This is a genomic window from Oscillibacter sp. UBA6647, from assembly GCA_002455655.1.
In the GTDB taxonomy this organism is placed as follows: Bacteria; Bacillota; Clostridia; order Oscillospirales; family Oscillospiraceae; genus Oscillibacter.
The window spans coordinates 10731-37276 of record DKLF01000018.1; the positions used below are offsets into that span (position 1 = coordinate 10731).

Below are 26546 nucleotides of genomic sequence, written 5' to 3' on the forward strand. Positions count from 1 at the left end.
CATCTCTTTGCTCTTGGCTTTCACTATACTTTCTCTGACCGCGATTTCTTCTATGCTTTACTACAAAAGCTCCATGGCGCAGGAGGAGGCCACCTCTTCCTCGCTGGTGTCCGCATATAGTCAGGGCCTTAATATTGTGATGGAATCTTACCGCAGTGCCATTCAGGATGAAGCGGCGCGGAGTGAACTGACAGATCCCGAGGTTTCCACGCAGGCGCTCCAGCAATACCTGACGGAGGAGGCCAAGCAGAACGGGTTTAATTATCTGGCTATCGCCGACGCACAGGGAAGCAACACCCACGGGGTCGCATTGGCGGATCAAACGTTTTTCCAGCAGGCAAAATCCGGTCAGACCTATATCTCCAGCCCCGCTCTCAACAGCGCGCAGGAGCTGGTGCTTTATGTAGCGGCTTCCATTCCCGGCAGCAACGGGCTTTTGTATGGGGAATTTCCCTATACGGTTTTCAGCGACGTGCTGGATCAGATCAAAATTGGCGAAAACGGATATGCGTTCGGCATCAATGCCGACGGATTCACAGTGCTGCACCCCGACGTAACCAACATTGCAGATCCGGTGAACTATTTTGAACTGGCCGAAAAGGACCCCAGCTACGCACCTACCGCCGCCATGTTTAAGCGTATGATTTCCGGGGAAACGGGAATTGGATACAGCTATTACAACGGCGTGCGCCGCATGGTCGGCTTTACACCCCTTGACGGGCCGGAAGGCTGGTCCATTGCCGTAACAAGACCGTTGACGCAGGTGGAGCAAAACGCGAAAATTACCCTGGCCTTTTGTGTGGGTACAGGCCTTGTCCTGCTTCTCATCTCTATTATCTTTACCCGTATCTTTTCACAGATGATTACGCGACCCATTGTTCTTGCCACCCGGCGGCTGGAGTTGCTGGAGCAGGGCGACCTTCAAACCGAGGTGGAGCCGGTGAAGGGCAAGGATGAGGGCGCCCGCCTGATGACCGCCATACAAAATACCATCCACGGCCTTCAGACGTACATCGGAGATATTTCCAGCATTCTCCACAGTGTTGCGGAAAAGGATTTGACGGTGACCAGCAGCGTGGAGTATTCAGGCGACTTTGTATCCATCCAGTCCGCGCTTGAGAAAATCGTGCAGTCCTTAAACGGCACCTTGGAGCAGATTTCCCAGTCCACAGCGCAGGTTCGCTCCGGCGCGGAGCAGGTGGCTCTGGGCGGACAGAACCTTGCGGAAACTCCTCCGAGCAGGCGTCCGCGGCGGAGCGGGTTGAAAATTCGCTGGAGTTCGTCTCCAAGCAAATTCAGGAGACGGCGCACCATTCCGAATCTATGCAGAATATGACCCAGACCGCCTTGCAGGAAACCCAGACAGGCCGCGAAAAGATGCAGAAGATGCTGGACGCCATGCAGAGCATTGACGATTTTACCACAAAGATACAAGCCATCATCCATTACATAGACGACATTGCCGCCCAGACAAATATTCTGGCGCTGAACGCCGCGGTGGAGGCCGCCCGCGCGGGCGAATCCGGAAAGGGCTTTTCCGTGGTTGCGGACGAGGTGCGTCAGTTGGCGTCCAAAAGTGCGGAGGCCGCGAAAAACTCTGCCGAGCTGATTGACAGCACACTGGCTTCCGTGGAAACCGGCAAGCAGACCGCCGAGGGCGCGGCGCTGGCGTTCCAGAGAATTGTGGAGCAGACCAGCAGCGTGGGCGCGCTGGTGGACGAGGTCACGAAATCCTTGGGCAGCCAGTCCCAAAGCGTGTCCGAGCTGAGCGAGGGGGTTCGGCTGATTTCCAATGCGACGCAGGCAAACTCCGCCACGGCGGAGGAAAGCGCCGCCACCAGCGAAGAGCTGCTGGGGCAGATGCAGATGCTGGACGACATGGTGTCGGAATTTAAAACTGTCTGATTGCGCGGGGACTATACCGCATTATCAAAAGGAAGCCGGACTGACAGTCCGGCTTCCTTTTTTTCTCCGACCCGGGCTGCGGTTGCAATCCACAGCGCCATCCGCCGTTTGCGGCGGCCCTTGACGAACAGGCCGAAAACGCTCCCTGCCGAGGAAGGCAGGGAGCGTTTTTTGAATGACAGGCTGTGCGGATTGTTCGGAAAACCCGCCGCTTTCCATAGAAAGGCCCGCGTCAGCCTTCCGCCCGGCCGGAAAAGATATCCGCCAGCCAACGCTCCGCCAAGGGCAGCCAAGTGGCCACATGAGCGTCCGCCAGACGATTTTCTGCCGGACGGGCAACCTCCGGGATCGCCAGCGACATCCCGTGGGTGCCAAAAGGGTAGAGGTGCAGCTCCGCCGGAACGCGGCTGCGCAAAAGCGCCTGAAAAAACAACAAACTGTTTTGCACCGATACGCTTTCATCCGGCACGGCGTGCCACAAAAAGGCGGGTACACTCTTTTCATCTACCAGATGCTCCAAAGAAAACTCCGCCCATGCGGAGCGGTCCTCGCCCGCCAGTTGGGTGAAGCTGCCCGGGTGGGCATAGTTTCCGCCCGAAATCACTGGATATCCCAAAATCAGCGCGTCCGGCCTGTGGGAAAGCAAGTCCGTTCCCGGTGAAAACAGGGCTGGGTTGTGCCATTGCACGCCAAGACTGGCAACAAGATGCCCTCCGGCGGAAAAGCCGCAGACCGCTACTTTTTGAATGGCGGGCAGCCCGGGAAGCGCTCCCCCGCGCACCGCCGCCACCGCCCGGGCCAACTGGCACAGCGGACGCCACCCCAGCGGGGGGCGCTCCACTCCGTAATGCAGCACAACGGCGTGGTATCCGGCTTCGTTAAAGGCCCGGGCCACAAACGAATCCTCCCACTTTGAAAGGAATGCGTATCCGCCGCCGGGGCAGATCACCACTGCGGCCTCCGCCCCCTCTGCGGGATAAACGTCCAGCGACGCATCTGGAAAGGGGCTATTCAGGGTTTGCATCCGGCATATCTCCTCTCATCGGCTCTGCGCCCTGCGTTTTACGCACAGCCCACCGTCAAAAGCACATTGGCAAAGGTTCTTCCCTCTCCGGTGGAGACTGCCACACGCAGGCATTTTTCACCGCAGGCGCTGTAAAATACCCAGCGGTCCAGCTTTTCCATGGCGGCGGCAGGTAAGAGCCGTTCAAATTCGCCGAAGATCTCCGGCGTGGAGCCGTCCTCCGGCTGCATCACTTCCATCTTTTCAAAGCTGCATACGGACAAAAGGGCCTCCAACACTTGTGTGACGGTGGGAAGGCCGGGCGCAAGACCTAAAAAGACCTTCTCCGCATCCCCGGTTTTGGCCGCCAGCGGATAGTTTCCGTCGGCAATCAGCACCTTATCTCCGTGTCCGCAGCGGGACAGGGCGTATAAAAGCTCAGGGTGAATCAGCTTTCCGGTCAGCATAAGACCGCCTCCTCTCACTTCTCGCCGTCTCGGAGCTGGCCCAGCTTTCCGCCGGGATGGCAGCGGACGTACTCCTGCACGCTCCAGTTCTGCTCTGCCTGAAGCGCCGCGCTCAAAGCTTGCAGCGTCACCAGCTCCGCCAGAATCGAGTTCCGGGGCGCGCGATTCATGGGGCCGCCCTCCGCGCCCACGCCGGCATAGAGAAACGCATCGGACTGGCCAGCCAGCCAGCTCTCCGGATTCCCGGATACGCCGATGACTTTGCAGCCGTTGTTTTTAATGGCCAGAACGGTGCTTTTCAGCTCTGCCGTTTCGCCGGAATTGGAAATGGAAATCACCACATCCCCCGCCGCCAGTTGGCCGCAGGAGCCGTGGACCGCTTCGGTTCCGTGGAGAAAATAGCACGGGGTTCCGGTGGAGGAAAACAGGGACGCCATATACGCTGCAACGTGTCCCGGTTTCCCGATGCCGGTGACGTGCAGTCTGCCGCCCCCGGCCCGGGACGCGAGAATCAGATCCGCCGCCTGTTCGTAAGTCTCGCCGTCCAGCTTCTCCACAAATGCGGGAAGCTCCTCCCGGACGGAAGACAAAAACGCCGCCGCCGCTTGCTTGCTCTCATGTTTCATAGCTGTTTCCTTTCTGCATGGAAAGCATATTCGTCAGCAGCCCGGCTGCTGACGAAAGCTTTTGTTTGTATCGCTTATCGCAGCGCGTCCAACTCCGCCAGATCAACTTCGTGGTACTCCCGCTCCCGCAGCAGGGCCTGCACTTCCTCCATGGTGGGGAGGGACGGCATGGCTCCCATTCGTGAAACGGTGATGGCGGCGGCATGGCCGGCAAAGGCCAGCGCCTGCGCCCGCGGAAGTCCGGCGGCATGGGCCGTGCAGAACGACGCAACAAAAGAGTCCCCCGCAGCGGTGGGGTCTTTCACCTGCGGCATTCTCACACAGGGGGTGTAGTCAATGCCACCGGGACCTGCCGCCGAGGAACCGTTCTCCCCCAGCGTAATAATCACGTTTTCCACGCCCCGGCTCCGCAGAGCCGCCGACACGGCCTCCACGTCGTCCTTGCTGACGCCGCTCTCGTCCGCCCGCAGGGGAAGCCCCGCGATGGCCGCAGCCTCATGCTCGTTGGGAGAGAGATAAGTGACGCAGCGTAACAATTCCTCCGGCAGCGCGGCCGCCGGAGCGGGGTTCAGCATCACGGGAACCCCTGCCGCCTTGGCATACTTCGCCACGGCCACGTTAACCTCCATGGGAATCTCCAGTTGGAGCATAACCATGTCAAAACGCCCGATTTCATCTTTCAGCCATGCCACCTGCTCCACGGTGGTGGAATAGTTGGCGCCTGGTACCACGGTGATGCGGTTTTGCGTTCCCCGCTCCGTGACCTCCAAAAGAATGTGCCCCACACCGGAGGATTTGTCGGGGTCCTTTTGAACATGGCTTACGTCCACGCCTGCCCGCGCCGCAGTCTCCAGCATCTCTTTTCCGAAGGCGTCGTCGCCCACCTGTCCCGCCATCACAACCTCCGCGCCCAGCCGGGCACACTGAACGGCCTGATTTGCGCCCTTGCCGCCGGGCGCGGTGCGGAAATCGGTGCCGATGACGGTCTCACCGGAGGCGGGGACTTTGGGCGCGGACGCGATCAAATCCATCATAAAGCTGCCGACCACCAAAATTTTTGGTCTTTTCAGCATAGAATTGCTCCTCTCTTTCTGCTTTGCGCGGGGTCACCGCTGATTTTTGACCGCTTTCATCAAGGGCCGGGTCACCGCCAAATGCAAGGGAAAACCCGCGTAAATTTCCGTCTGTGGACGGTCCTTTGAAAAACGGTGCAGCACTCGTTTGTTAAATACCCAACTGCCTGCGAACGTACTTCTCCATGGCAATCAGCGATTCCACCTCGCCCCGGGCGTTTTTGTCCAGCTTGGCCATGTCGGCGCTGCGGGAGTATACACTCATGGGCACGTCCTCCAGCTTCTGATGGTATTTGCAGTTGCAGGGGTAAATACGCATCTCGATCATCCCCGCCATGGTCAGGAAGTGGGCCGCCATCTGCGCCCGTTCAGGGTCGGAGTCCTTGTGGTCATAAACCCACTTGTAAAGCTCGGGGTGGAAGTTTGCCATCACGCCGCAGTAGCCCTGCGCGCCGTGAAGCACGCTGTCGTACCAAGACTGGGCGTTGGCGTTGAAAATCTTCAGCGACGTACCCTCCACGGCTTTCAGACGTTCCCGAACCAGCTCATAGTCGCAGCAGGTGTCCTTCAGGAACACCATCCGTCCCTCCTTGCCGGCCTTGCGGAGAAACTCCGTGGAAACCAAACGCTTCCATGGAGCGGGACACTCGTAGATTCCGAAGTCTATCTCCGGATACCGGTCAAAAATCTCCCGGGCGTTGGACTCAAAGGCGGCCTCGCCTTCGTGATCCTGGTCCAGCCGGTTGCTTACCAGAACATACGCGCCGATGCCGGGAATCCGCATCATATCCTCCAGCTCCCGGAACTGGGAGGGCTTGTCGTCGGCAGTGTGGCCGGAAACCACAATTTGGATGCGTCCGCCCACCGCGTCCACGGTGGCCTTGGCAATATCCAGCTTTTCCTGAGGGGTGAGATAAAGCATCTCGCTGGACTGACACACGGCGAAAACTCCGGCGCAGCCTTTTTCAACATACCAGTCGCACAGGCGCGCAATCGCCTTGTAGTCAATTGTCTTATCGTCGTGATATGGGGTAATCATCACCGGCCAGACGCCGGAAGCGATAGAAAAAGCCATGATTCTTCTCCTTAAAAATGATAGGCATTCCCTTGGTCTGCGTTTACATCATATGGAACATCCGGGGCAGGAACAGCACCACCTCGGGAATATAGGTGATAATGGCTAACACAATCAGCATCACCACGATGGGCCACTTGATTTCTTTCACCACGTCCTTGAGCGGCGTGCCGGAAATCCCGGAGGTAATGAACAGGCACATGCCGAAGGGCGGGGTGGAAAGGCCCACCATCATGTTAAAAACGATGATCAGTCCGAAGTGAATGATATTCACGCCCAAAGCGTTGGCCACGGGCCACAGAATGGGAATCATCACCAGTTGAATGACCGAGGTGTCCACAAACATGCCCAAAATCAGGATGACAAAATTTACAATCAGCAAAAACAAATATTTGTTGTCCGTAATGCCCAGCAGCCAGTTTCCGATCATAACGCCGATCTGCTCTTTGGCGAAGATGAAGGAGATGGCGGAGGCCGCGCCCACCATAATGGAAACGGAGCCGGTGGAACGCACCGTGTCGATCAGAACCTGCTTGAAACCGTCCCAGCTCAAAACGCGATAGCCGAAAATTGCCACGATCAGAGCATACAGTCCCGCAATGGCGCCTGCCTCGGTGGGCGTCATCACGCCGGTATAAATGCCCACCAGCAGAATGACCGGGGTCAGCATGGCCCAAAAGGCCTTCAGGCAGTATTGGAGATAAGCGCGCAGCTTGGGCGGTTCGCTGCGGGGATACTTGCGCACTCTGGCAATCAGGAACACATATATTCCGAGGGCCAGCGCCAGCAAAACGCCGGGAACCATGCCCGCCATGAACAGAGCGCCCACAGAGGCATTTGTCAGCATGGCGTAGATGACCATGGGGATGGAGGGCGGGAAAATGGGCCCGATGGTGGCGCTGGCGGCGGTGATGGCGCAGCTAAACCCGTCGTCATAGCCCTCCTGCCGCATGGCATCGATCTCCATTTTACCAAGGCCGGAAGCGTCTGCCACAGCGGAACCGGTCATCCCGGAAAACACCAGCGAGGCCAGCACATTTACGTGCGCCAATCCGCCGTGGAACCGGCCCACGATGCCTTTGCACACGCCGAATACATACTCCGTAATTTTGCCCGCGTTCATGATGTTGGCTGCGAAGATAAACAGGGGGACGGCAATCAGCGTGCCGTTGGTAAACACCTGTTCAATGGTCTTCTGTGCCACCAGATGCAGGCTGCCCGTCTCACCCACCAGCGCCGCGCCAATGGGCTGACCGGACTGGACTGCACCGAGAATAAAATAGGTCATACACGCGGCGATCATGCCTGTGGGAATAGGCATCCGCAGCAGAAAAATTAAGACAAACACCACAAGAAAGCCAATCAAAGGCAAATATTCCATGTTATTGGCCCTCCCTTTCGGCTTCGCCGTTTTCCTGCTGGATGGCATCCTCAACGGCTTGCTCCGCCTCGGATTTGCCTTCGTTCAGCATCTTGTTAATATACCGTTGATCCCCCTGAAGAACCCGGATTTCCTCGTAAATATCCAAAAGTGAGTACACCAGAATGAATCCAAGGAAAATCACATAGGGGAAAAACACCAATGTCTTGGGGATTTTCAGAATGCTGGTGACCTGCGCCCGGCTCATCAGTCCCCAGATATACCGAAGGGAGGGAATAAACGCCACTGCAAAGGTCACGGCAATCACAAGATTACCCAGCATGGCGGTAAGCGCCTTTCCCTTCACGCCCAGCATGTCATACAGCAGGGTGAAGGATACGTGCGCCTTTTCCCGCTGGGCAAAGCAGGCGCCCAGAAGCACCAGCCATAAAAAGCACATCTGCTCTACCTCCAGCGTCCAGGACTGGGGGTTGTTGGCGATATAGCGCATAAAAACCTGAAAACAGAAAATTAAAAACAGCGCCACAAAGGCCACGATGGGAATATACAATTCCACGCAGTTGCGGATAAACCGCCCTATTTTTTTCAGACCGTCCAAAAACATCTCTCCTCTCTGAAAGCGAACCTTGCTGATAGGAACAGGAGGCACGGCGTAAGCGCCCCAAAGAATTTAAAAAAGCCGGGGGGCCGGTTTGCCAGCCCCCCGGTCGGGATGTAGCGGTTCAGATCAGGCCATCGCCTGAATCTCGCTCAGCAGATCCTTGTCCCAGCTATCGGAGATGGGATCATTCAGATAGACGGACAGCACATGGTCGGCAAAGGTGGCTACGTCGGCCTCATAAATTTTCAGGCCCTTTTCCTTCAGGAAATCCTGAACCTCGGACTCCGTCTTCAGGTTCTGCTCATCGCAGGACTGCCGGGCGGCTTCCACAGCCTGCATCACCCAATCCTGCTGGGTGGTGGTGAGAGAGTTCCACTTCTTCAGGTTCATGGTGGGCCACACGGAATCCACCAGATGGTTGGTCAGAGAAATAGACTTCTGCACCTCATAGAACTTGGCGGACTGCACGGTGGGCAGGGGGTTATCCTGACCGTCCACAGTGCCGGTCTGCAGCGCCAGATACAAGTCGTTGAACGCGATGGCGGTGGGGTTTGCGCCCATGGCCTTGCCCAAAAAGACCCACGCTTCGGAGTTGGGCATCCGCAGGTTCACGCCCTTGAGATCATCGGGGGTCTTGATGGCGCGGTCTTCGGAAAGGCTGATCTGGCGGGTGCCCAGATAAAACGCGCCCAAAGGAAGAATGCCCTGCTCACTGGCGACCTTCTCGAAAACCTCTTTGCCGATGTCGCCGTTGAGAACCTTGGTCATGTGATCATAGCTCTGGAACACATAGCCTGCGGTAAACATGGAAACCCAGGGAGAACCATCGGTCAGCCAGGAGGCGGAGCTGTAAATCATGTCCACATCTCCATTCTTCAGGGCGTCTGTCTCCGTGTCCTGACCGTACAATGTGCCGGAATCGTAGCACTCCACAGTCATGTTGCCGCCAGAGATCTCCTCCAGCTTATCCTTAAAGACCTTTTGTGCAGCGCCATGAGCGTCAGTGGGGACGGCGGCGATAGAGAAAATCAGGTTCACAGGGTCCCCTGCGCCGCTTGCGGCGGCGGAACCGGAGCCGGAACCACCCGCAGAACCGGATGCAGCCGGGGTGGAGCCGCCGCCGCAGCCGGCCAGCATACCTGCCGCCATCACGGAAACGGACATCATCGCAAGAGCTCTTTTCCAATTTTTCATCAAAATATCCTCCTAAATTAAAATTTGTGCGGTTTAACAATTTTCACGCCTCCCGGCGTTGGACCACAGATTTAGTGATAGATGCGCTCGCGCATACGTCGGGCAGTGTCAACCACCAGCTTGGAGCAGTGCAGCAGCTTTTCGTCCGTCATGGCGCTGGCCGGACCAGAAGTGCTGATGCCGGCCACCAGCCGTCCCGTTCCGCTGAATACCGGTGCGCCGACGCAGCGGACATTGACTTCCCGCCCGCAGTTGTCGATGGCATAGCCTCGCCGTCTGGTGCGCCACAGCTCTTCGATGATCTGATCATGGTCGGTCACCGTGGCGTCGGTAAAGGGTGTGCGGACCGGGGTAATGTGCTCTTCCCACTCCTCCTCCGGCATGGCGGAAAGAATGGCCTTGCCGATTCCCGTGCAATAGAGCGGTGCGTGTTCTCCCAGCATATCGCGGTAGGGCAGCTCCTGCATCCGCGCTATGGGGTGGGCCACATAGAGATAAAGGACGTCTGTTCCGTGAGGAAGACCGAAATAGACAATTTCGCCGGTTTTATTTGCCAAGTCTGTCAGCAGGTCATACACCGCCCGGGGATATCCCAGATGTTGGTTAATAATGTAGGAAAATTCCAGCAACTGAAGCCCCAGCGCATATTTTCCGTTGGGCTGTTTTACAACATAGCCGCCTTGCTGAAAGGTTGTCAGGATATTGTGCGCGTTGCTTTTGGTGATGTGGTTCATTTCCGCCAGCTCGGTTACGCCCAACTCAGGCGTATCCACAGAAAAACATTCCAAAATCCGCAGCGCCTTTGCCAGAGATTTGACTTTGGGGTCCTGTGCCCAGTTCATACCAATCTCTTCTTTATTGTTCATCATTACAGAACGCCTTTCTTTATTGTGATATTATTATATTAAAACCAGAAAAAATTCGCAAGCGATTTAAAAAAAACTGTGATTTTTTTATGGTTATACGTTTACGTCGCACTAAATTTAAACCTGCGTTTCGGAATGGTGAACAATTTTTTCGTTTTTTGTATAAAAAGTCTTTTCCCCCGGCGATGCGCTCCATCCAATCATTTACAAAGCGCGACTCCTCGTGTACAATTTTAGAGAAAAGGGCGTGTTTTTGCCCGGTATATAACGCCGCCTGCGGCGGCTGAAGGAGACGATTTCCTATGCTTTACGACACAACAGAGCATCTTCTGGAATATTCCTCCCTGTCCCCCCGGTTGGAGCGGGCCTTTCGCTTTCTTGCGGAGACGGATTTTTCCTCCCTCCCCGACGGCCGCATCGAGCTGGACGGGACAGACGTGTTTGCCGACCTGAGCACCTATGAAACACGCCTTATCAACGACACGCCGGAGGCCCATCGGAAATACATTGATGTGCAGTATCTTCTGCACGGAAAAGAGCTGGTGGGCGTGGCCCCTCTCTCCGCCATGCAGGAGGAGCTTTCCGGCGACGAGGCACGGGATATCTGGTTTTACCGCGGCCCCACGGAGCGGCTGACGCTGAGCGGCAGCCGGGTTTTGGTTCTGTGGCCTCAGGACACCCATGCCCCCTGCGTGGCGGTGGGCGCGCCGGAGACGGTTCGCAAGTGCGTAGTCAAGGTTCGCAAGGACTGAGGCGCAAAGCGTTCTTTCCGCAGTGTCGAAAACGGCGGCGCAGGATGAGTGTATAAAAAGGCGTGCCTGACGTTCCAAAGAAAAATGGGGTCTCTTGTGCGGTTTGATAACCCCCCGCAAGGAGCTTGTATTTTGCGTAAAAGGCGCTCAAGCTGTATAGCTTGAGCGCCTTAGTCTGTCCAGAGCCCCGGCATGGGTTCTGTGCTTTTATCTCCTGACAGCGTGAACCGATAGATCCTGTTGTGTCCGCTTTTCCTCGAAACGGGTTTCTGTGCGCATCATTTTTGCCCATGCTCGAAAATGGTCGTTTTTTATTATTTATGGGCAGTCTTCTTTTTTAACGCGGATGTATTTGAATTTCATCAATAAGAAATTGGTAAAAAATATACAAAAGTTACCCAAAATAATGTGGGGATTTATACAAAAATTATCGTTCATGTTTGCTTTGGCATGTACTTTGCTTTCCCTGATTTACGCAGGCAAACTACCTGAATAAAACTGTCAAAGGAGTAATTTTATGAAATTCGGTATTTTAAAGGACATCAAGGACGGAGAGTACCGCGTGATTGCCACACCGGCCGAAATCAGCTCGCTGACAAACGATGGGCATGAAGCATTTGTGCAAAGGGGCGCCGGCGCCAACGCCGGATTTTCAGATGAGGCATATTCCGCAGAGGGCGCCACACTGGTTGACACCATGCAGGAGATTTATTCCCAATGTGATTTTGTTGCCAAAGTTAAGGAATTTGAATCCTGTGAATACGGACTGCTGCGTGAAAATCAAATTGTATTCACCTGTATCCATCCGGCGGCGCATCCGGAGGAAGTGCAGGCGCTTCTGGACAGCAAGTGCATTGCTTTTACCGCAGAGGACTCTCACCGATACGGCTCTCCAAACTGCGAGGCAGCCGGAAAGCAGGGGGCGCTGATGGGGCTGGAATCATTGCAGTCGATTCACGGGGGAAAAGGAAAGTTTGTCAACGGCCTCGGCGGCGCTCCCGGTGTCCATGCCCTGGTTCTGGGCGGCGGCACCGTCGGACAGGCCGTTACCTCGGTGCTGTGCAGTCTGGGCGCCAGAGTGACTGTGATGGACATCAACATCGGTACCCTGCGCTCCACCGCCGTGCAATTCCAGCAGCGCGTATTTACTCAGATTTCAAACCGGTATAATATTGCCAAACTGCTGCCAAGCGTTGACGTGGTTTATAATTGCGTCAAGTGGCCCAAAAACGCCACCGAGTTCATGATTGACCGGGAAATGGTCCGCTCCATGGAAAAAGGATCGGTTATTGTGGACATCAGCAATGATTACGGCGCAATTGAAACCTTCCATGAGACGACCCATGAAAATCCCCGCTACATAGAAGAAGGCGTGGTGCACTACTGTGTGAGCAACATTCCGGGCGCCATTGCCCAGTCCACCTCCATTGCATACGCCGCCTCCGTTCTGCCCCACTTCCGCAGCATCATGAACCAGGGCGTTGAGAACGCCTGTGTGAAGGACGGCTTTCTTCGCCGCAGCCTGACTGCTTACAAGGGCTATCTCACCCACGAGGAGACCAGCGGGATTCAAAAGCGCAAATGGGTTCGCCCGGAAACCATTTTGAAGATCAAAGACTGCCCGTTGGACATGGCCCCTCCTGCAACCGCCACCCGTTCCAATGACTACTATGAGGAGTTCCAATAAGTTGATCCGCGTCCCCCACCTTCTCTTCGTATGTTTTGGCACATCAATTCCCCTGCGGTAATCCGAAGTCTACAAAACCGGAAAATTCAGTATTGAGAGAAAGGCGGTTCCCTATGTCTGCTACCGATTTTTTGCTTGATTTCGCTTTGGCCTCCGCATTTATTATGGTCGGGCAGTTCATCCGTGCCAAGGTAAAGTTTGTCCAGAATTTTTTTATTCCCGCCAGCATGCTGGCCGGGTTTCTCGCGTTGATCTTGGGGACTCAGGGCTTCAACGTATTGTTCTTTTCTGACTCCATCAGCTCCTATCCGGGCCTTTTGATTATTCTGATCTTCTCCGCCGTTGGAATCGGGGGCTTTTCCGTCGACAAAAAGAACATCAAAGCGGAGATTGGACGCATCGGTTCTTACTTTTCCTATAAGGTGCTGGCGCAGGCCATCCAGTTCAGCCTGCCTGTTCTTTTCTCCATCGTCGTCATTTCCAACCTTTTTCCGAATATCAATTATGGATTTGGCCTGCTGCTTGCCTCCGGCTTCACCGGCGGTCACGGCACCGCAGCCGCTGTTGGCTCCGCCATGGCAAATCTGGGCTTTGCCGACGCGAAGGATATCGGAATGACCTGCGCCACCGTGGGCATCCTTTCCGGCATTTTCGGTGGACTTGCCTTTATCAAGGTTGGTACAAAGCGCGGTTGGACCAAGTATATCAAGGACTTCAATTATATTTCCGGCGATTTAAAAACGGGGCTTGTCGCCAAAGAAAACCGCAAGCCGATCGGAACCGAAACTGTTTCCTCCATTGTTCTTGACCCGATTGCATGGCATCTGGCCATTCTGCTTGTCTGCTCCGGCATTGGCGTCCTGCTCTATCGCTATATTTATGAGGCCAGCAACCATGCATTGGACTTGCCCACCTATCTGCTTGCATTTCTTACAGCCTTTGTGATGTTCCTGATCTTTAAGGCCACCGGAGTCAACAATTATATTGATCCGGACACCATCAGCCGCATCTCCGGCTCTGCAACGGATTACCTTGTGTTTTTTGGAATTGCCTCCATTAAAATTGAAGTAATCGTGAAGTATGCGGTCCCGCTGGCAATGCTTCTGCTGTTTGGAATGGCCATCGTGTTTGCCACCTTAATGTTCTTTGGGCCTGCGATGAATCGCGGCAGTTGGTTTGAACGCTCCATCTTTGTCTTTGGATATTCCACGGGGGTTTTTGCCATCGGCTTTATCCTGCTGCGGATCGTAGATCCGGAAAATCGCTCTAAGACCCTCAACGACACCGCCCTGGCCGGGCCGCTGACCACACCCATCGAAATGTTTGCATGGGGCATGGGCCCTGCCATGCTGCTGGGAGGACAGCACTGGGCCTTTGTGGGGCTGTACACGCTGGTGACTGTTGCCTGCATCGTACTCAACCTGATCTGCCGCTGGTGGTGGCTGAAGCTGCCGCTGGACCGGCCCGCCGAAGGAGAAGACCAAGCCGACCGGTCGCTTTCCCGCTGATTTTGCCTATTCAAATCTTTCCATTTGCCAAGCTTCATAGTATAGTAGCTTTGTGAACTACAGGGGAGGCGGCATAATGGACGTTTTGAACGCGCTGCAAAAGCTTTTCAGCGGCAAAGGTTATATTGACGGCATCACCATTATCAATTTGCAGGGGGAAATTTTATTTTCCGCCAAACTGAACGACAAGCTATCTATTCGGGGCTCCGGTGAGGCGCCTGTGGGAAAAAATTTCTACGACGTGTACGAGAACTTGTCTTCAAATAACAGCACTACCTATAAAGCCATGCAGGAGGGCGTGCCTGCCTACGTCAAAAATCAATACCTTAAACCTGTCGGGCACAAGGGAATTCGCATTACCTCCCTGTCCATCCCGATCAAAAGTGGGAACCGTATTGTGGGGGCCATTGACCTGTCCAGCGAGGTGCAGCCGGAGGGACTTTTGTCCAGCGCCCTGGAAATTGCCATGGACACGGCTCTACCACCGCTCAAGTGCGCAGGGTGGAGGGATAGCCTTCAGTTTACAAAGGACAGCATTATTGCTGTGAATAAGGCCATGGTGGCGGCGCGTGATTACATTGATGTTGTGGCCGCCTGCACCCTGCCCGTCATGTTATACGGAGAAACCGGAACCGGCAAAGAAGTGTTTGCACAGGCAATTCATAACGCAAGCAGCCGAAAGGACCGCCCTTTTCTTGCTCAGAACTGCGCCGCAATTCCGGAAACGCTGCTTGAAAGCATGTTATTCGGCACTATCAGAGGCGCCTATACGGGGGCCGTTGACAATCCCGGCCTTTTCGAAATGGCCGACGGCGGCACGCTGTTTCTGGATGAAATCAACTCCATGCCAATCGGGCTGCAATCCAAACTGCTTCGCGTTGTTCAGGAAAACCGTTTTTGTCGGCTGGGGTCCCGTGCTGAAATTTCGGTGGATCTTCGCTTTATCACTGCCTTAAACGAAGACCCGATGGAGGCCATTGCGAACAAGCGGCTGCGCAGCGACATCTATTACCGGCTTAGCATGATGTCCATTGCAATTCCGCCCTTACGGGAACGCCTGGAGGATATCCCCGCATTTGTGAAACTGTACATTCAAAAGCATAATTCGACGTTCCGCAAGAAGATTGAATTCGTTTCCAGTGAGCTGATTGACAAGCTGCAGCGTTATTCCTGGCCCGGAAACATTCGTGAGCTGGAGCAGATGATTGTTTACGGCATGAGCCTTGCGGGGGCAGACCAACATGTTTTGGAATATTCCGATATTGAAGCAAAATTTGAAAAGCTGCTCCCGCAGGAAGCCGTCCTCAGTTCGCCCGATCCAATGGAAGTGCCTCTGCGCACGGCAATGGAAACTTACGAACGCAGGATCATTGCCGGCGCGCTCAGCCAGTCGGGCGGAAATCTGACCAAAGCTGCCAAACGATTGGACATTCCCAGACAGACCTTGCAGCGCAAAGTAAAGCATTATGGTCTGGATTCCTGTCTGCTGCTGGATTGAATGGGCTTGTCTGTCTTTTTCCGGGCTGTCCGTATCAAAAGGAGTTTTTTATGGATAAGCAACGCCTGTCCGGTTGTATTAAAAGCACTGCCACATTGATCGCAGGGGCAATCATATACAGCATCGGCACACAGTGCCTCATTTCTCCCGCCAACATCGCTCCGGGCGGCGCCGCTGGCATCGCGCTGATGTTTAGCTATCTGACCAACCTTCCGGTGGGTGGGCTGACGTTAATGGTGAATATTCCGCTGCTGATTCTGGCGTGGTTTTTCCTGAGCCACCGCTTTGCGATTCGCACGGGAATCACCTGTATAATCTGTTCCTCATTTATCGACCTGATTGTTGCGCCCTATTTCCCAATGTACGGCGGTGACCGTCTGATTTCCAGCCTGTACGGCGGGATTGTAATCGGGGTAGGTATGGCGCTGATTTTCCTCGCGGGCTCTACCACGGGCGGCAGCGATATTGCCGGGTATCTCCTGCGCAAAAAATGGCCGCACATTTCCATTGGGCGCTTCCTGATGATGATTGACGGCATCATTTTAAGCAGCTCCGTGCTGGTGTTCCACGATATTGATGCCGCCCTTTTGGGCCTGATCTGCCTGTATGCGGAAACAAAGGTCATCGACATGATTCTTTACCTCAGCAGCGCAAGCTGCAAGGTGCTGATCGTCACACAGCATCCACAGCAAATCTGCACACAAATTATCCGGAATATAGAGCGCAGCGCCACGATTATCTCCGGCAAAGGCGCCTACTCGGGAGATGATACAAACGTGGTGATTTGTACGGTGCGAAAGTCGGAATTTTCCGATTTGAAAAAGATTATTGAAGCGGCCGATGAAAACGCCTTTGTCATGGTCACAGAAACAAATCAGGTGTTTGGTCTTGGCTTTCGGAACTTCTCAGAAGCCATATCATAATCATCTCCCGCCTTTAATTGGCCGCATTATTCAAATCCTGCGAAATCTCAAACTCCAAAAACGGCAGCGTATTTCAAGCGGTATTCAAGCAACTGAATGAAATGCGGAAAATTCTCAAGGAATACGACCCGGCGCCTTGATTACCGGCGAGACGGCCAAGACCAACAACCTCATTAGAGCCTCCGCCGTGGACTTCAACGCCCTCACCATCATCGGCTGTGTGCAGTTGGACGCCACGCCAAGCGTGCCCTTTGGCTCCGGTACCGACCTGATAATCCATCTGTGTGATACAGGCCGGAACACGCTGGGTCAAAAACAAAAACTTGCGGTTTCGGGTTTGTGGCCGGAATCGCAGATGCAAAAGCGCCCTTTCCCGTTCGGCTTTTCTGCCGTTTGGAAAGGGGCGCTGATGCCATTCGTACATATCGGTCGGTCTCTTCCCCCGTTTCACCCAGCAGAAAAAACATCCGAGTTTTTACACAGGGGAAGGCCATCCCGGGAAACTGCGGTCGGATTCAGCATATGCGCGATTCCCCGGATATGTCCGATTTCCCGGAAATCCCCTTGCGCCCGTCCATCGCCACCAGCAGAACAGAGGAGAGGATCAGTGCCATCCCGCAGATTGTCTTGAAACCCTGATGGTCTTGGTAGATGACGGTGCTGACCACCACACTGGTAATCGGCTCCAGCATATTGACAAAGGAGGCGGCGGACGCGCCGATTCGCCTGATGCCGGCGGTTATGAAATAGAATGCCCCCAGATTGCCTATACCGGAGACAAGCAGCATCACAAGACTCGCACGCCATGTTCCGGGCAGACGGATTTCTCCCTGAGCTGCGAAGAGAATACCGAATAGCAGGGCGCTGCCAAAGCCGGAGTAGACCAGCTTTACAAGCAGTGAATAAGCGTTACAGTTGTCAACATTTTCCCATGTAGTCTTGAAATTAAGGTCATCTAGTAAGTCCTAAATAAGCTCCCGAATCCGTTGGCCCATTTCCCGGCAGCCCACTAAAGTTCCACCCTGATCCATAATGTCGCCGCAGCGATAACCAGTGTGCAGTACCGTCTCTACCGCTGCCTCCAGGGCGTCTGCCTCTTCCGCCATGCCAAAGCTGTACCGCAGCATCATGGCGGCGGACAAGATCGTACCGATGGGATTTGCTTTGTCCTGACCGGCAATATCCGGGGCCGAGCCATGAATAGGCTCATACAAACCACGGCTACCGTCTCCCATACTGGAGGATGGGATCATTCCGATGGAACCGGTAATCTGGCTGGCTTCATCGGAGAGAATATCACCAAAGAGGTTTTCGGTAACAATGACATCAAACTGGCTGGGATCGCGGACAATCTGCATGGCGGCGTTATCCACGTACATATGCCGCAGCTCCACGTTTGGATACTCCTTCGCCACTGCGCAGACCGTCTTGCGCCAGAGCCGGGAGGTATCCAGTACGTTGGCTTTGTCAACAGAGGTCACTTGCTTCCGGCGTTTTTGCGCCATCTGGAACGCCACATGGGCGATGCGCCGGATCTCATGCTCGCTGTAAGCCATGATATCCGTTGCTACCTGCTCACCGTTTCGTTCCTCGGTGGTGTGTTTTCCAAAATAAACTCCGCCAATCAGTTCCCGGACCACTACAAAGTCAATGCCCGCCGCCGCAATATCCGCTCGAAGCGGACAGGCGGCGGAGAGATCGGCAAACATGCGGGCGGGTCGGATATTGGTATAAAGCCCCATGGCGCTTCGCAGCTTCAAAAGGCCGCGCTCCGGCCGCTTCTCCGACGGGACGGCGTCCCACTTGGGACCACCCACCGCACCCAACAGTACACTGTCGGAGGAAAGGCAGGTATCCAGACTGGAATCCGGCAGTGGTATGCCGAAGGCATCGATGGTGCTGCCGCCCATGGGCGCGTCTCGATAGGTAAAGGTATGGCCGAACTTACAGGCGACGGCATCCAAAATGCCGATCGCCTCCCCTACAATCTCCGGGCCAATGCCATCGCCACGAATCACAGCAATCGTCTTGTTCATTTCGCAGCTCCTTTCGCCCGAAAGGATGCCATCAGGCCACCTTTGGAAATGATATCCTTAATAAAGGGCGGAAAAGGCTCTGCCTGATAGGTTTCGCCCTTGGTTACATCGGTGATGACGCCGGTATTATAGTCCACCGTCACCTCATCGCCGTCGTCAATTCCCTCGCTGGCGGCCGGACACTCCAGAATGGGCAGGCCAATATTGATGGAGTTGCGGTAAAAAATCCGGGCAAAGTTCTTGGCAATGACGCAGGAAATGCCGCTGGCTTTAATGGCAATGGGGGCGTGCTCCCGGGAAGAACCACAGCCGAAATTCAAGCCAGCCACCAGAATATCCCCTGATTGGCTCTTCTGCCGGAAAGATTTGTCGATATCCTCCATGCAGTGGACCGCCAACTCGTTGGGATTTTGCGTTGCCAAATAGCGAGCTGGAATAATGACGTCAGTATCAATGTGATCGCCGTATTTATGTGCTATTCCGTGTGCATTCACTTTTTCATAACCTCCTCAGGATGGCAGAGATGCCCGGCAATGCCGGATGCGGCGGCAACCGCCGGAGAAGCCAGATAGACCTCGCTGGTAACGTGACCCATGCGGCCTACAAAATTACGGTTGGTGGTGGAGACGGCACGCTCTCCTGGAGCCAGGCAACCCATGTGACCGCCCAGGCAGGGCCCGCAGGTAGGCGTGGAGACAATGCACCCGGCATCAAGAAAGATCTCTGTATAACCGCAGCGAATGCACTCCCGGTAAATCGCCTGCGTGGCGGGGATCACGATTCCCCGAACACCATACGCAAGATGGCGGCCTTTCAAAATTTCCGCTGCCGCTGCCAAATCCGGCAGCTGGCCGTTGGTGCAGGAACCGATCACCACCTGATCGATGGCAATATTCGCCCCCTCCCGTGCACTGTGGGCGTTCTCCGGCAGATGGGGCCACGCCACCACGCAGTCGATGGCTCCAAGATTCAGGTCAATGGTCCGTTCATATTCCGCGTCGGGATCTGCTTCATAGGCTGTCCACGGACGGTCCACCCGGCCGTCCACATAGGCCCGGGTCACTTCGTCCACTGGGAAAATACCGTTTTTCGCACCGGCTTCAATGGCCATATTGGCAATGGTCAGCCGGTCATAAATCGTCAGATTCTTGACGCCGTCACCGGAAAACTCCAGGGATTGATACCGAGCGCCATCCACCCCGATCATCCCAATCAGCGTCAGGATCACGTCTTTGCCCGAAACATAAGGCCGCAGCTCACCGGTGAGATTAACCCGGATGGCGGAGGGTACCTTGAACCAGGTCTCGCCAACGGCCATAGCTGCTCCCATATCCGTGGAGCCAACGCCGGTGGAAAAAGCGCCAAGCGCACCATAGGTACAGGTGTGGGAATCGGCGCCGATCACGGCTTCGCCGGGACCAACCAGTCCCTTTTCCGGCAGCAGGGCGTGCTCAATCCCCATCTCGCCTACGTCGTAATAATGGTCGATATCAAACCGGCGGGCAAAGGTTCGACACTGCTGGCACTGGGTAGCCGCCTTAATATCCTTGTTGGGAGTAAAATGATCCATCACCATGGCAATGCGGCTTTTGTCAAAAATCTTCGTAAAGCCGTTGGCCTCGAATTCATTGATCGCCACAGGCGAAGTGATATCGTTTCCCAGAACCAGATCCAGTTTTGCCTGAATCAATTGCCCTGCATGAACTTCCGGAAGTCCTGCGTGACAGGCCAGAATCTTTTGTGTCATCGTCATTCCCATTGTGCGTTCTCCTTTTTATGCGGTTGCTTCGATCATTTTATTGATACCGTTGACATAAGCGCGGATAGAAGATTCTATAATGTCCGTGGATAATCCGGTCCCGGTATAGCTATTGCCTGTACCATCGGAGATTTTGACGACTGCCTCGCCGATGGCGTCTTCCCCGTCCGTAACAGCATTGAGGCTGAAGCTGTCAAGACTCACGCGGATTCCCAGCATTTGATTGATCGCCTTAAAGGAAGCGTCCAGTGGGCCGGAGCCGATTGCCACTTCCTGCAATATCTTATTATCCCGCTTGATTTTGACGCAGGAGGTGTTCGGCATGCCGTCACCGGCGTTAATTACATGACTGATCAGTTGGCAGGAATCAATTCCGGTGTGGCGGCGGTTTAAAATCAAAGCCTCGATGTCAGAGCCGGTGATTGTCTTTTTCTTATCCGCCAACGCCTTAAACCGGGCAAATACATCATCCAGCTCTCCATCGACCAGTTCATAACCCATGGAAACCAGCTTCTCCCGTAGGGCATGCTTGCCGGAGTGTTTGCCCAAAACCATGGTGTTCTGCGGGATTCCCACATCCGTGGATTTTATAATTTCATAAGTCTGGGCGTTGGCGATCACGCCATGCTGATGGATTCCGGATTCATGAGCAAAGGCATTGGCTCCCACGATGGCCTTACTGGGCGAAATGAGAGCGCCGGTGATATTGCTGAGCAACTTGCTGCTTTTATATATCTGGCGGGTATTGATCTGCGTTTGCGCACCATAAAAGTCTCCGCGGGTCTTTAACGCCATAACAACTTCTTCCAAGCTGGCGTTTCCGGCACGCTCGCCAATTCCGTTGACGGTGCACTCCACCTGCACCGCTCCTGCCTGGATACAAGCCAGCGAATTGGCTACCGCCAGGCCCAAATCATCGTGACAGTGGACGGAGATATCCACCTGGTCGATATCGATCACGTTGGCGCGGAGATAAGTAATCAGATCAGCCATCTCCTGCGGTGTGGAATACCCAACGGTATCCGGGACATTCAGTGTTGTGGCGCCGGCGGCCACTGCAGCGGTATAGCACTTTGCAAGAAATGCCGGGTCGGAGCGTGACGCATCCTCGGCCGAAAATTCGATGTCCGGACACTTGGATTTTGCATAGCCTACCATCTCGCTGATGGAGGCCAGTACCTCTTCCCGCGTCATCCGCAGCTTATACTCCATGTGGATATCGCTGGTAGCCAAAAAAACATGGATTCGGGGATGATTTGCCTCTTTGACGGCATCCCAGGCGGCGTCAATGTCACCTTTGGTACAGCGGGCCAAACTGGCTACTGTGCAGGCGTTCACCGCTGCGGCAATCGCCTGAACACTCTTGAAGTCCATCGGGGAAGCAATGGCGAATCCAGCCTCAATAATGTTTACCCCCAGTTTTTCAAGCTGTTTGGCCATCTCGATCTTTTCACTTAGGTTCATGCTGCAGCCGGGAGACTGCTCACCATCTCTCAAAGTCGTATCAAAAATTTTAATGTATCTCATGCGTCATCCTCCTGATCTGGTTTGAATCGTTCTTTCTATATCCGAACAGACGACAAAAAAAGGCTTTCGTCTCTATAATTATAGAGACGAAAGCCTAAACTTCCGCGGTACCACTCCGATTGGCATAAAATGCCCGCTTTCGGTATCGGCTCAGTTATCTTGAGCGAATCCCGCCTCTCTGGTAACGGTGAGGAAACCCGTTCCCGCCTAAACGGCCTGAGCCGTTTCAGCAGAAGTACTCAAGGGCCAGTAACATCTCTCCGCTCTGCATTGCCTCGCAGCGTCCGGCAACTCTCTGAAGCGTCCTGGGGAGATTTTTTCCCTGTCATCGTATCTGTTCGTTTTGCTATTGAGCGTCACTGTACAGGATTGCAGATGGTTTGTCAATCCTACTTTTTTATTTTTGACGTTTTTAATATTTTATAAGTCTTCCGTATCCTGGATAATGTAAAATTTGCCTAAATTTTTTTGTATGGTTAGATTTGGAACTTTAAGGCGGCATTTTACAAAAAATGCAGTAAAACACAGCCTGTGATAAAATCAGACGCTATTATAAATGATTTATACAAGCTGGAACGGATGCAGATGATGTTTAAATAGATGCGCAATATACCGAATCGACTGGAAATTAGTTTGGTCACATCAGCTCGTCGAGGACGAACTGAACGAGCACCGCGGCAGCCGTCGGAATACCGCGTTCGTCAAAGCAGTTCTTTAAGATCATTGACAAGCGGCGGCATACCCTCTTCTATAGTGACTTCGGCCTCGGCCCGCATCGTCTCGCAGCCATGCTTTGCCACGCGGTGGATAGAGTCGAGGACCTGCAGCCGCTTTTGCGGATCAAGCGCCCGCAGCGTGCCCTCCAGCTCCACTTCCCCAGGAATCACATTGGGCGCTGTTCCGCCGCGAATCACGCCGAATGTGAGAACGGCGCCGTCATTGATGGACAATTCCCTGGAAATGATCGACTGCATCTGCGTGACAAGATAGCACGCGGCGACGATCGGGTCTACGCACCGGTAAGGATGCGCGCCGTGGCCTCCCTTGCCCTTAACCTTAATCTTGACCGTGTCCGACGAAGCATGGGATGCGCCAAAGCGGACGCCCACCTTTCCCGCCTGAGTGTCCGGCCATGTATGGAAGCCAAGCACAAAATCCGGATGCGGATCCCGCAGTACGCCGTGCTCCAAAAGGATGCGCGCTCCGCACCCATTTTCTTCTGCAGGCTGGAACATCAGTCGTACCGTTCCACTGAACTCACTCTCATGCTCTTTCAGCACACGGGCTGCAAGCAGCAGCGCCGCTGTATGCATATCATGTCCGCAGGCGTGACTGACACCTTTATTTTCCGAGGCGAAAGCCTCTCCGGTATCTTCCTGCACCGGCAGCGCATCAATATCGGCCCGAATGGCAACCGTCTTCCCCGTGCCGGGTTTCTTTCCGTGAATATCGGCAATGACGCCGGTCTCAAGGCCAAATTCAAGCGGCTCCACACGCATCTTCTTGAGTTCTGTACGAATCAGTTCCGAGGTCCTGTACTCCTTAAGGCTTAGCTCCGGATGCCGGTGGAGCTCTCTGCGCAGATTGATGCCATATTCAGCAGATTGATTGACGATTTCCTGAACGTTCATAACATACTCCTTTAAAAAAGGGTGGCCTGTTCAGACCACCCTTTTGGTATTCGCGGAATTAATTCAGCCCTCAGCGATCTGCTTAACGGCAGCATAATCGCCCTCGCCCCAAACCTTGACGCCAAGGTTATCGCGGACTTCCTGCGTGGCGGACTTCCATTCGGCAAGGTCAGGTTTGCAAACGGTCATACCGGCATCAATGCAGGTTTGCAGATCACGCTGCATGGCCTCTTCCATATACTCGTTGGCAAACTCGCGTGCACGCTGACAAGATTCAACAATCAAATCCTGATATTCCTGAGAAAGGCCAGTGAAGAAATCGTTGTTGATCATAACAAACGCAGGCTTGATAATGTGGTCGGACATGACCAAGTACTTGTTGACATTCTGGAAACCGTAAGAGACGATGGTCTCGATCGGGTTTTCCTGACCTTCCACAACGCCGGTCTGCATGGCGGAGTAGACTTCTCCCATGTCCATCGGTGTAGGATTGGTGCCGAACGCCTTAAACGTGTCAACATAGTAATCCTTTTCCGGAACGCGCAGCTTGAGGTTCTTCATGTCGGCAAGGGAGTTGATGGCAACATTACTTGAGATGATTCGCGGGGAACGGGGCAGAATGTCGAGGGTACGGGTGTTGCGGGAATCAATGCCCTTCTGAATGTATGTTTGGCCGATTTCGCTTTCCATGAATTCCATGTACTTGTCGAGGCTATCGAAAAGATACAGCAGACACAGATACTCGAGTTCCTTGATACCGGGATCGCCGCTCGACATCATCTGTAATTGGTTCATACTGACCTGCTCAACCTGTTCATTGGTACTGCCAGCCTGATTAGCAGGATACAGCAGAACTTCAATGTCACCGTTGGAGCCTTCTTCGACGTACTGCTTAAACATCTTCATGCCCTCATAGGCAGCCTCGCCGTCACTGGCCCAGGTCGAATACTTGATTTGGATGCTGGCCTTGGTCGGCTGTGCAGAACTTTTACTGCCGCCGGAGGCGGCAGAGGCCGAGGCAGCATCGCCATTGCCATTTGAGCAGCCCGCCAGCACAGATGCAATCATAACAAGGGACATAGCAAGAGAAAAAATACGCTTCATTTTCATGGGAGTCTTCCTTCCTTATTTTAAGTTATTTCAAAGGATGCAACGCCTTTCAAACCAATTTCACCCCATCAGGCTGGGTAGAAACAAGCTTAGCTGTGGAAAAAATGTGATGAGCAAGATCGCGCCAACCAGCGGCAAGTACAAAGGCAACATTGCTTTGCTGAGTCTGGCAAAGCCAATCTTTGTAATGCTGTTAACAACGAACAGCATACTGCCGACAGGCGGTGTGCAGCCGCTGAAGGTCAATGTCACGACCATAATCAGTCCGAAATGAATCGGATTCACACCAATGGCCTCAACCACCGGCATCAGCATCGGCGTAAGTACGACAAGCGCCTGTGAGGCCTGCATGAAAAATCCAATGAATATCAAAAGCGCAAGAATCATCAGCAGCACCACATATTTGTTTGTGCTGATTCCGAGCATCAGATTGACAAGTACATCTGCCGCCTTGGTGATCGTGAGTACCCAGCTGAAACACGCAGCAGCTGCAAGAATAAACAAATTATTCATGCTCTGAACGCCCACGCGTTTAAGTGATTCATAAAACTGAGGGACTTTGATATTCCGATAGACAAAAAAGCCGATTAAACTGCCGTAGAGCACCGCAATCGCAGCGGATTCCGTCGGAGTAAATATGCCGGAAAGCGTTCCGCCGATGATGATGATGGGCATTATCAAGGCGCTGAATCCGCCTCTGGCAGCTTTCCCGACTTCCCTGGGCGTCGCCTTGGGATAGCTGGGATAGTTCATCTTGACCGCATAGAAGTGCGTATAGACCATCTGAAGCAATGCGATCACAACGCCCGGAACAATACCGGCAATCAGAAGCTTGCCGACATCTGTTCCGGAGAGAATTCCATAAAGGACCAGCGTAATGCTCGGAGGAATGATCGGGCCGACGCAGGACGACGCAACGGTAATCGCCGCGGAAAAATCAATGTCATAGCCCTCATCCACCATTTTCGGAATCAGCGTGGACCCGAGAGCAGCGGTATCCGCTGTGGCGGAGCCTGAAACACCGGCAAAAAACACACTCGCAACAATGTTGACCTGGGCAAGGCCTCCCTTAAAGTGCCCGACCAACGCCTTTGCCATATTGATGATCTTATCCGTGACGCCACTGATATTCATCAGCTCACCTGCCATAAAGAAAAACGGAATGGCAAGCATGGTAAACGAATTTGCTCCGTTGACCATGCGCTGTGCAACCATCGCAAGCGAGGTTCCGGACACGACCATGTATCCGGCGGACGCGATCCCGAGGGAATAAGCAATCGGCATACCTGACAGCATTAAGACCAAAAGCGCCACAAAAAACAGTGCGATCATAGCACCGGATGTCATACCTCTTCGCCTCCTTTGTTCTTATGTTCTGGTATCTCTATCTCATTGACGCTCTCAGCTGTTTCCGTATCCGCATCCTTGAGGCAGAATTTTCCGCGGCGGAAACGGCCCAAATCACGGCACCAGCGAAGCAACGTCATAATAGCCTGAAGGGCAAGACCGACCGTAGCAGCCAGACGCCAGGTGTAGGCAGGGACAGGGATAGCGCCGAGAATATCGCTTCCCGCAGCCTTGAGCAGCGGAATGCTTGCATAGGCACACCCGGCGCAGAACGCAATAATTAGCAGCTGGCGCAGGGTATACACAGCAAACTGCATGGGCCGAGGAAATTTTTCAACAATGATGTTAATCATCATGTGGTCGTCATCAAAGTTTGAAACAGCCGATCCGACCATGCACAGCCAAACGACCATGAAGCGAACAGACTCCTCGCTCCAGATCAGTGAATAGTGAAACACGTAGCGCGAAATGACCTGAACGCACGTCACCGCAATCACAAAAAAGAAAACGATCCCAACAAAATGTCGCAGCGGGAGTGCAAAGTCGATTGGCTTTTTATCGCTTCTCATATAGGTCT

At 54.1% G+C, this 26546-nt stretch carries 25 protein-coding genes and 1 pseudogene; 7 read left to right on the forward strand and 19 right to left on the reverse strand.

The window, feature by feature from the left end; translation table 11 throughout:
- Both B2W96_RS01465 and B2W96_RS01470 read left to right on the forward strand, forming a co-directional pair.
- Positions 1 to 1336, forward strand: a pseudogene (locus B2W96_RS01465) (methyl-accepting chemotaxis protein); the annotation flags it as partial.
- Positions 1324 to 1905, forward strand: a complete 582-nt coding sequence (locus tag B2W96_RS01470; protein ID WP_293007835.1) for a methyl-accepting chemotaxis protein — start codon at positions 1324 to 1326, stop codon at positions 1903 to 1905. The pseudogene B2W96_RS01465 and the gene B2W96_RS01470, both read left to right, overlap by 13 nt.
- 232 nt (positions 1906 to 2137) lie before the next feature.
- Here B2W96_RS01470 and B2W96_RS01475 read toward each other — a convergent pair whose 3' ends face one another.
- The 9 genes from B2W96_RS01475 to B2W96_RS01515 all read right to left on the reverse strand — a co-directional run bounded on the left by B2W96_RS01475 (position 2138) and on the right by B2W96_RS01515 (position 10194).
- Positions 2138 to 2929, reverse strand: coding sequence for an alpha/beta hydrolase (locus B2W96_RS01475; protein WP_293007837.1), 792 nt, complete (start codon positions 2927 to 2929; stop codon positions 2138 to 2140).
- A gap of 38 nt (positions 2930 to 2967) precedes the next feature.
- On the reverse strand, positions 2968 to 3375 hold the full coding sequence (locus tag B2W96_RS01480; RefSeq protein ID WP_293007839.1) for an RbsD/FucU family protein: 408 nt from the start codon (positions 3373 to 3375) through the stop codon (positions 2968 to 2970).
- Positions 3376 to 3389: 14 nt separating this feature from the next.
- Positions 3390 to 4001: a KpsF/GutQ family sugar-phosphate isomerase gene (locus B2W96_RS01485; RefSeq protein WP_293007841.1), complete on the reverse strand. Its 612-nt coding sequence runs from the start codon at positions 3999 to 4001 to the stop codon at positions 3390 to 3392.
- 74 nt (positions 4002 to 4075) lie between these two features.
- On the reverse strand, positions 4076 to 5074 hold the full coding sequence (locus tag B2W96_RS01490; protein ID WP_293007843.1) for a ribokinase: 999 nt from the start codon (positions 5072 to 5074) through the stop codon (positions 4076 to 4078).
- Positions 5075 to 5225: 151 nt separating this feature from the next.
- Positions 5226 to 6149, reverse strand: coding sequence for a dihydrodipicolinate synthase family protein (locus tag B2W96_RS01495; protein ID WP_293007845.1), 924 nt, complete (start codon positions 6147 to 6149; stop codon positions 5226 to 5228).
- A 43-nt stretch (positions 6150 to 6192) separates the two neighbouring features.
- Entirely contained in the window at positions 6193 to 7530 is a 1338-nt protein-coding gene (locus B2W96_RS01500) for a TRAP transporter large permease (protein ID WP_293007847.1), read from the reverse strand.
- Position 7531: 1 nt separating this feature from the next.
- A complete protein-coding gene (locus B2W96_RS01505; protein WP_293007849.1) occupies positions 7532 to 8128 on the reverse strand; it encodes a TRAP transporter small permease in 597 nt (198 codons plus the stop codon).
- Positions 8129 to 8257: 129 nt separating this feature from the next.
- Complete coding sequence (locus B2W96_RS01510; protein ID WP_293007851.1) at positions 8258 to 9325, reverse strand: sialic acid TRAP transporter substrate-binding protein SiaP; 1068 nt, start codon at positions 9323 to 9325, stop codon at positions 8258 to 8260.
- 71 nt (positions 9326 to 9396) lie between these two features.
- The gene (locus B2W96_RS01515; protein ID WP_293007853.1) at positions 9397 to 10194 is read right to left on the reverse strand and encodes an IclR family transcriptional regulator; all 798 of its coding nucleotides are present in this window, start codon (positions 10192 to 10194) and stop codon (positions 9397 to 9399) included.
- A 299-nt stretch (positions 10195 to 10493) separates the two neighbouring features.
- Here B2W96_RS01515 and B2W96_RS01520 point away from each other — a divergent pair, with 299 nt between their 5' ends.
- The 5 genes from B2W96_RS01520 to B2W96_RS01540 all read left to right on the forward strand — a co-directional run bounded on the left by B2W96_RS01520 (position 10494) and on the right by B2W96_RS01540 (position 16559).
- Positions 10494 to 10943 (forward strand): YhcH/YjgK/YiaL family protein, encoded by a 450-nt coding sequence (locus tag B2W96_RS01520; protein WP_293007855.1) that lies wholly within the window; start codon positions 10494 to 10496, stop codon positions 10941 to 10943.
- Between the two features lie 517 nt (positions 10944 to 11460).
- On the forward strand, positions 11461 to 12630 hold the full coding sequence (locus B2W96_RS01525; RefSeq protein WP_293007857.1) for an alanine dehydrogenase: 1170 nt from the start codon (positions 11461 to 11463) through the stop codon (positions 12628 to 12630).
- A 113-nt stretch (positions 12631 to 12743) separates the two neighbouring features.
- Positions 12744 to 14138 carry a sodium/glutamate symporter gene (locus B2W96_RS01530; protein WP_293007859.1) on the forward strand — a complete coding sequence of 465 codons (1395 nt, stop codon included), beginning with the start codon at positions 12744 to 12746 and terminating at the stop codon, positions 14136 to 14138.
- Between the two features lie 544 nt (positions 14139 to 14682).
- A complete protein-coding gene (locus B2W96_RS01535) occupies positions 14683 to 15636 on the forward strand; it encodes a sigma-54 interaction domain-containing protein (protein WP_293007861.1) in 954 nt (317 codons plus the stop codon).
- 50 nt (positions 15637 to 15686) lie between these two features.
- On the forward strand, positions 15687 to 16559 hold the full coding sequence (locus B2W96_RS01540) for a YitT family protein (RefSeq protein WP_293007863.1): 873 nt from the start codon (positions 15687 to 15689) through the stop codon (positions 16557 to 16559).
- Positions 16560 to 16632: 73 nt separating this feature from the next.
- Here B2W96_RS01540 and B2W96_RS01545 read toward each other — a convergent pair whose 3' ends face one another.
- The 10 genes from B2W96_RS01545 to B2W96_RS01590 all read right to left on the reverse strand — a co-directional run bounded on the left by B2W96_RS01545 (position 16633) and on the right by B2W96_RS01590 (position 26538).
- The gene (locus B2W96_RS01545) at positions 16633 to 16983 is read right to left on the reverse strand and encodes a hypothetical protein (RefSeq protein WP_293007865.1); all 351 of its coding nucleotides are present in this window, start codon (positions 16981 to 16983) and stop codon (positions 16633 to 16635) included.
- A 91-nt stretch (positions 16984 to 17074) separates the two neighbouring features.
- Complete coding sequence (locus tag B2W96_RS01550; protein ID WP_312159023.1) at positions 17075 to 17458, reverse strand: DMT family transporter; 384 nt, start codon at positions 17456 to 17458, stop codon at positions 17075 to 17077.
- A 66-nt stretch (positions 17459 to 17524) separates the two neighbouring features.
- Positions 17525 to 18595: a 3-isopropylmalate dehydrogenase gene (gene leuB / locus B2W96_RS01555; protein ID WP_293007867.1), complete on the reverse strand. Its 1071-nt coding sequence runs from the start codon at positions 18593 to 18595 to the stop codon at positions 17525 to 17527.
- Entirely contained in the window at positions 18592 to 19089 is a 498-nt protein-coding gene (leuD, locus tag B2W96_RS01560) for a 3-isopropylmalate dehydratase small subunit (protein ID WP_293007869.1), read from the reverse strand. The genes leuB and leuD overlap by 4 nt, the downstream gene beginning before the upstream one ends.
- Entirely contained in the window at positions 19086 to 20354 is a 1269-nt protein-coding gene (gene leuC / locus B2W96_RS01565; RefSeq protein WP_293007871.1) for a 3-isopropylmalate dehydratase large subunit, read from the reverse strand. The genes leuD and leuC overlap by 4 nt, the downstream gene beginning before the upstream one ends.
- Before the next feature lie 15 nt (positions 20355 to 20369).
- Positions 20370 to 21881 (reverse strand): 2-isopropylmalate synthase, encoded by a 1512-nt coding sequence (locus B2W96_RS01570; RefSeq protein WP_293007873.1) that lies wholly within the window; start codon positions 21879 to 21881, stop codon positions 20370 to 20372.
- A 701-nt stretch (positions 21882 to 22582) separates the two neighbouring features.
- The gene (locus tag B2W96_RS01575) at positions 22583 to 23512 is read right to left on the reverse strand and encodes a M20 metallopeptidase family protein (protein WP_293007875.1); all 930 of its coding nucleotides are present in this window, start codon (positions 23510 to 23512) and stop codon (positions 22583 to 22585) included.
- A 63-nt stretch (positions 23513 to 23575) separates the two neighbouring features.
- A complete protein-coding gene (locus B2W96_RS01580; protein WP_293007877.1) occupies positions 23576 to 24622 on the reverse strand; it encodes a TRAP transporter substrate-binding protein in 1047 nt (348 codons plus the stop codon).
- Between the two features lie 60 nt (positions 24623 to 24682).
- Positions 24683 to 25969, reverse strand: coding sequence for a TRAP transporter large permease (locus B2W96_RS01585; protein WP_293007879.1), 1287 nt, complete (start codon positions 25967 to 25969; stop codon positions 24683 to 24685).
- Positions 25966 to 26538, reverse strand: coding sequence for a TRAP transporter small permease (locus B2W96_RS01590; protein WP_293007881.1), 573 nt, complete (start codon positions 26536 to 26538; stop codon positions 25966 to 25968). Before B2W96_RS01590 ends, B2W96_RS01585 begins: the two co-directional genes overlap by 4 nt.
- Positions 26539 to 26546 lie beyond the last annotated feature (8 nt).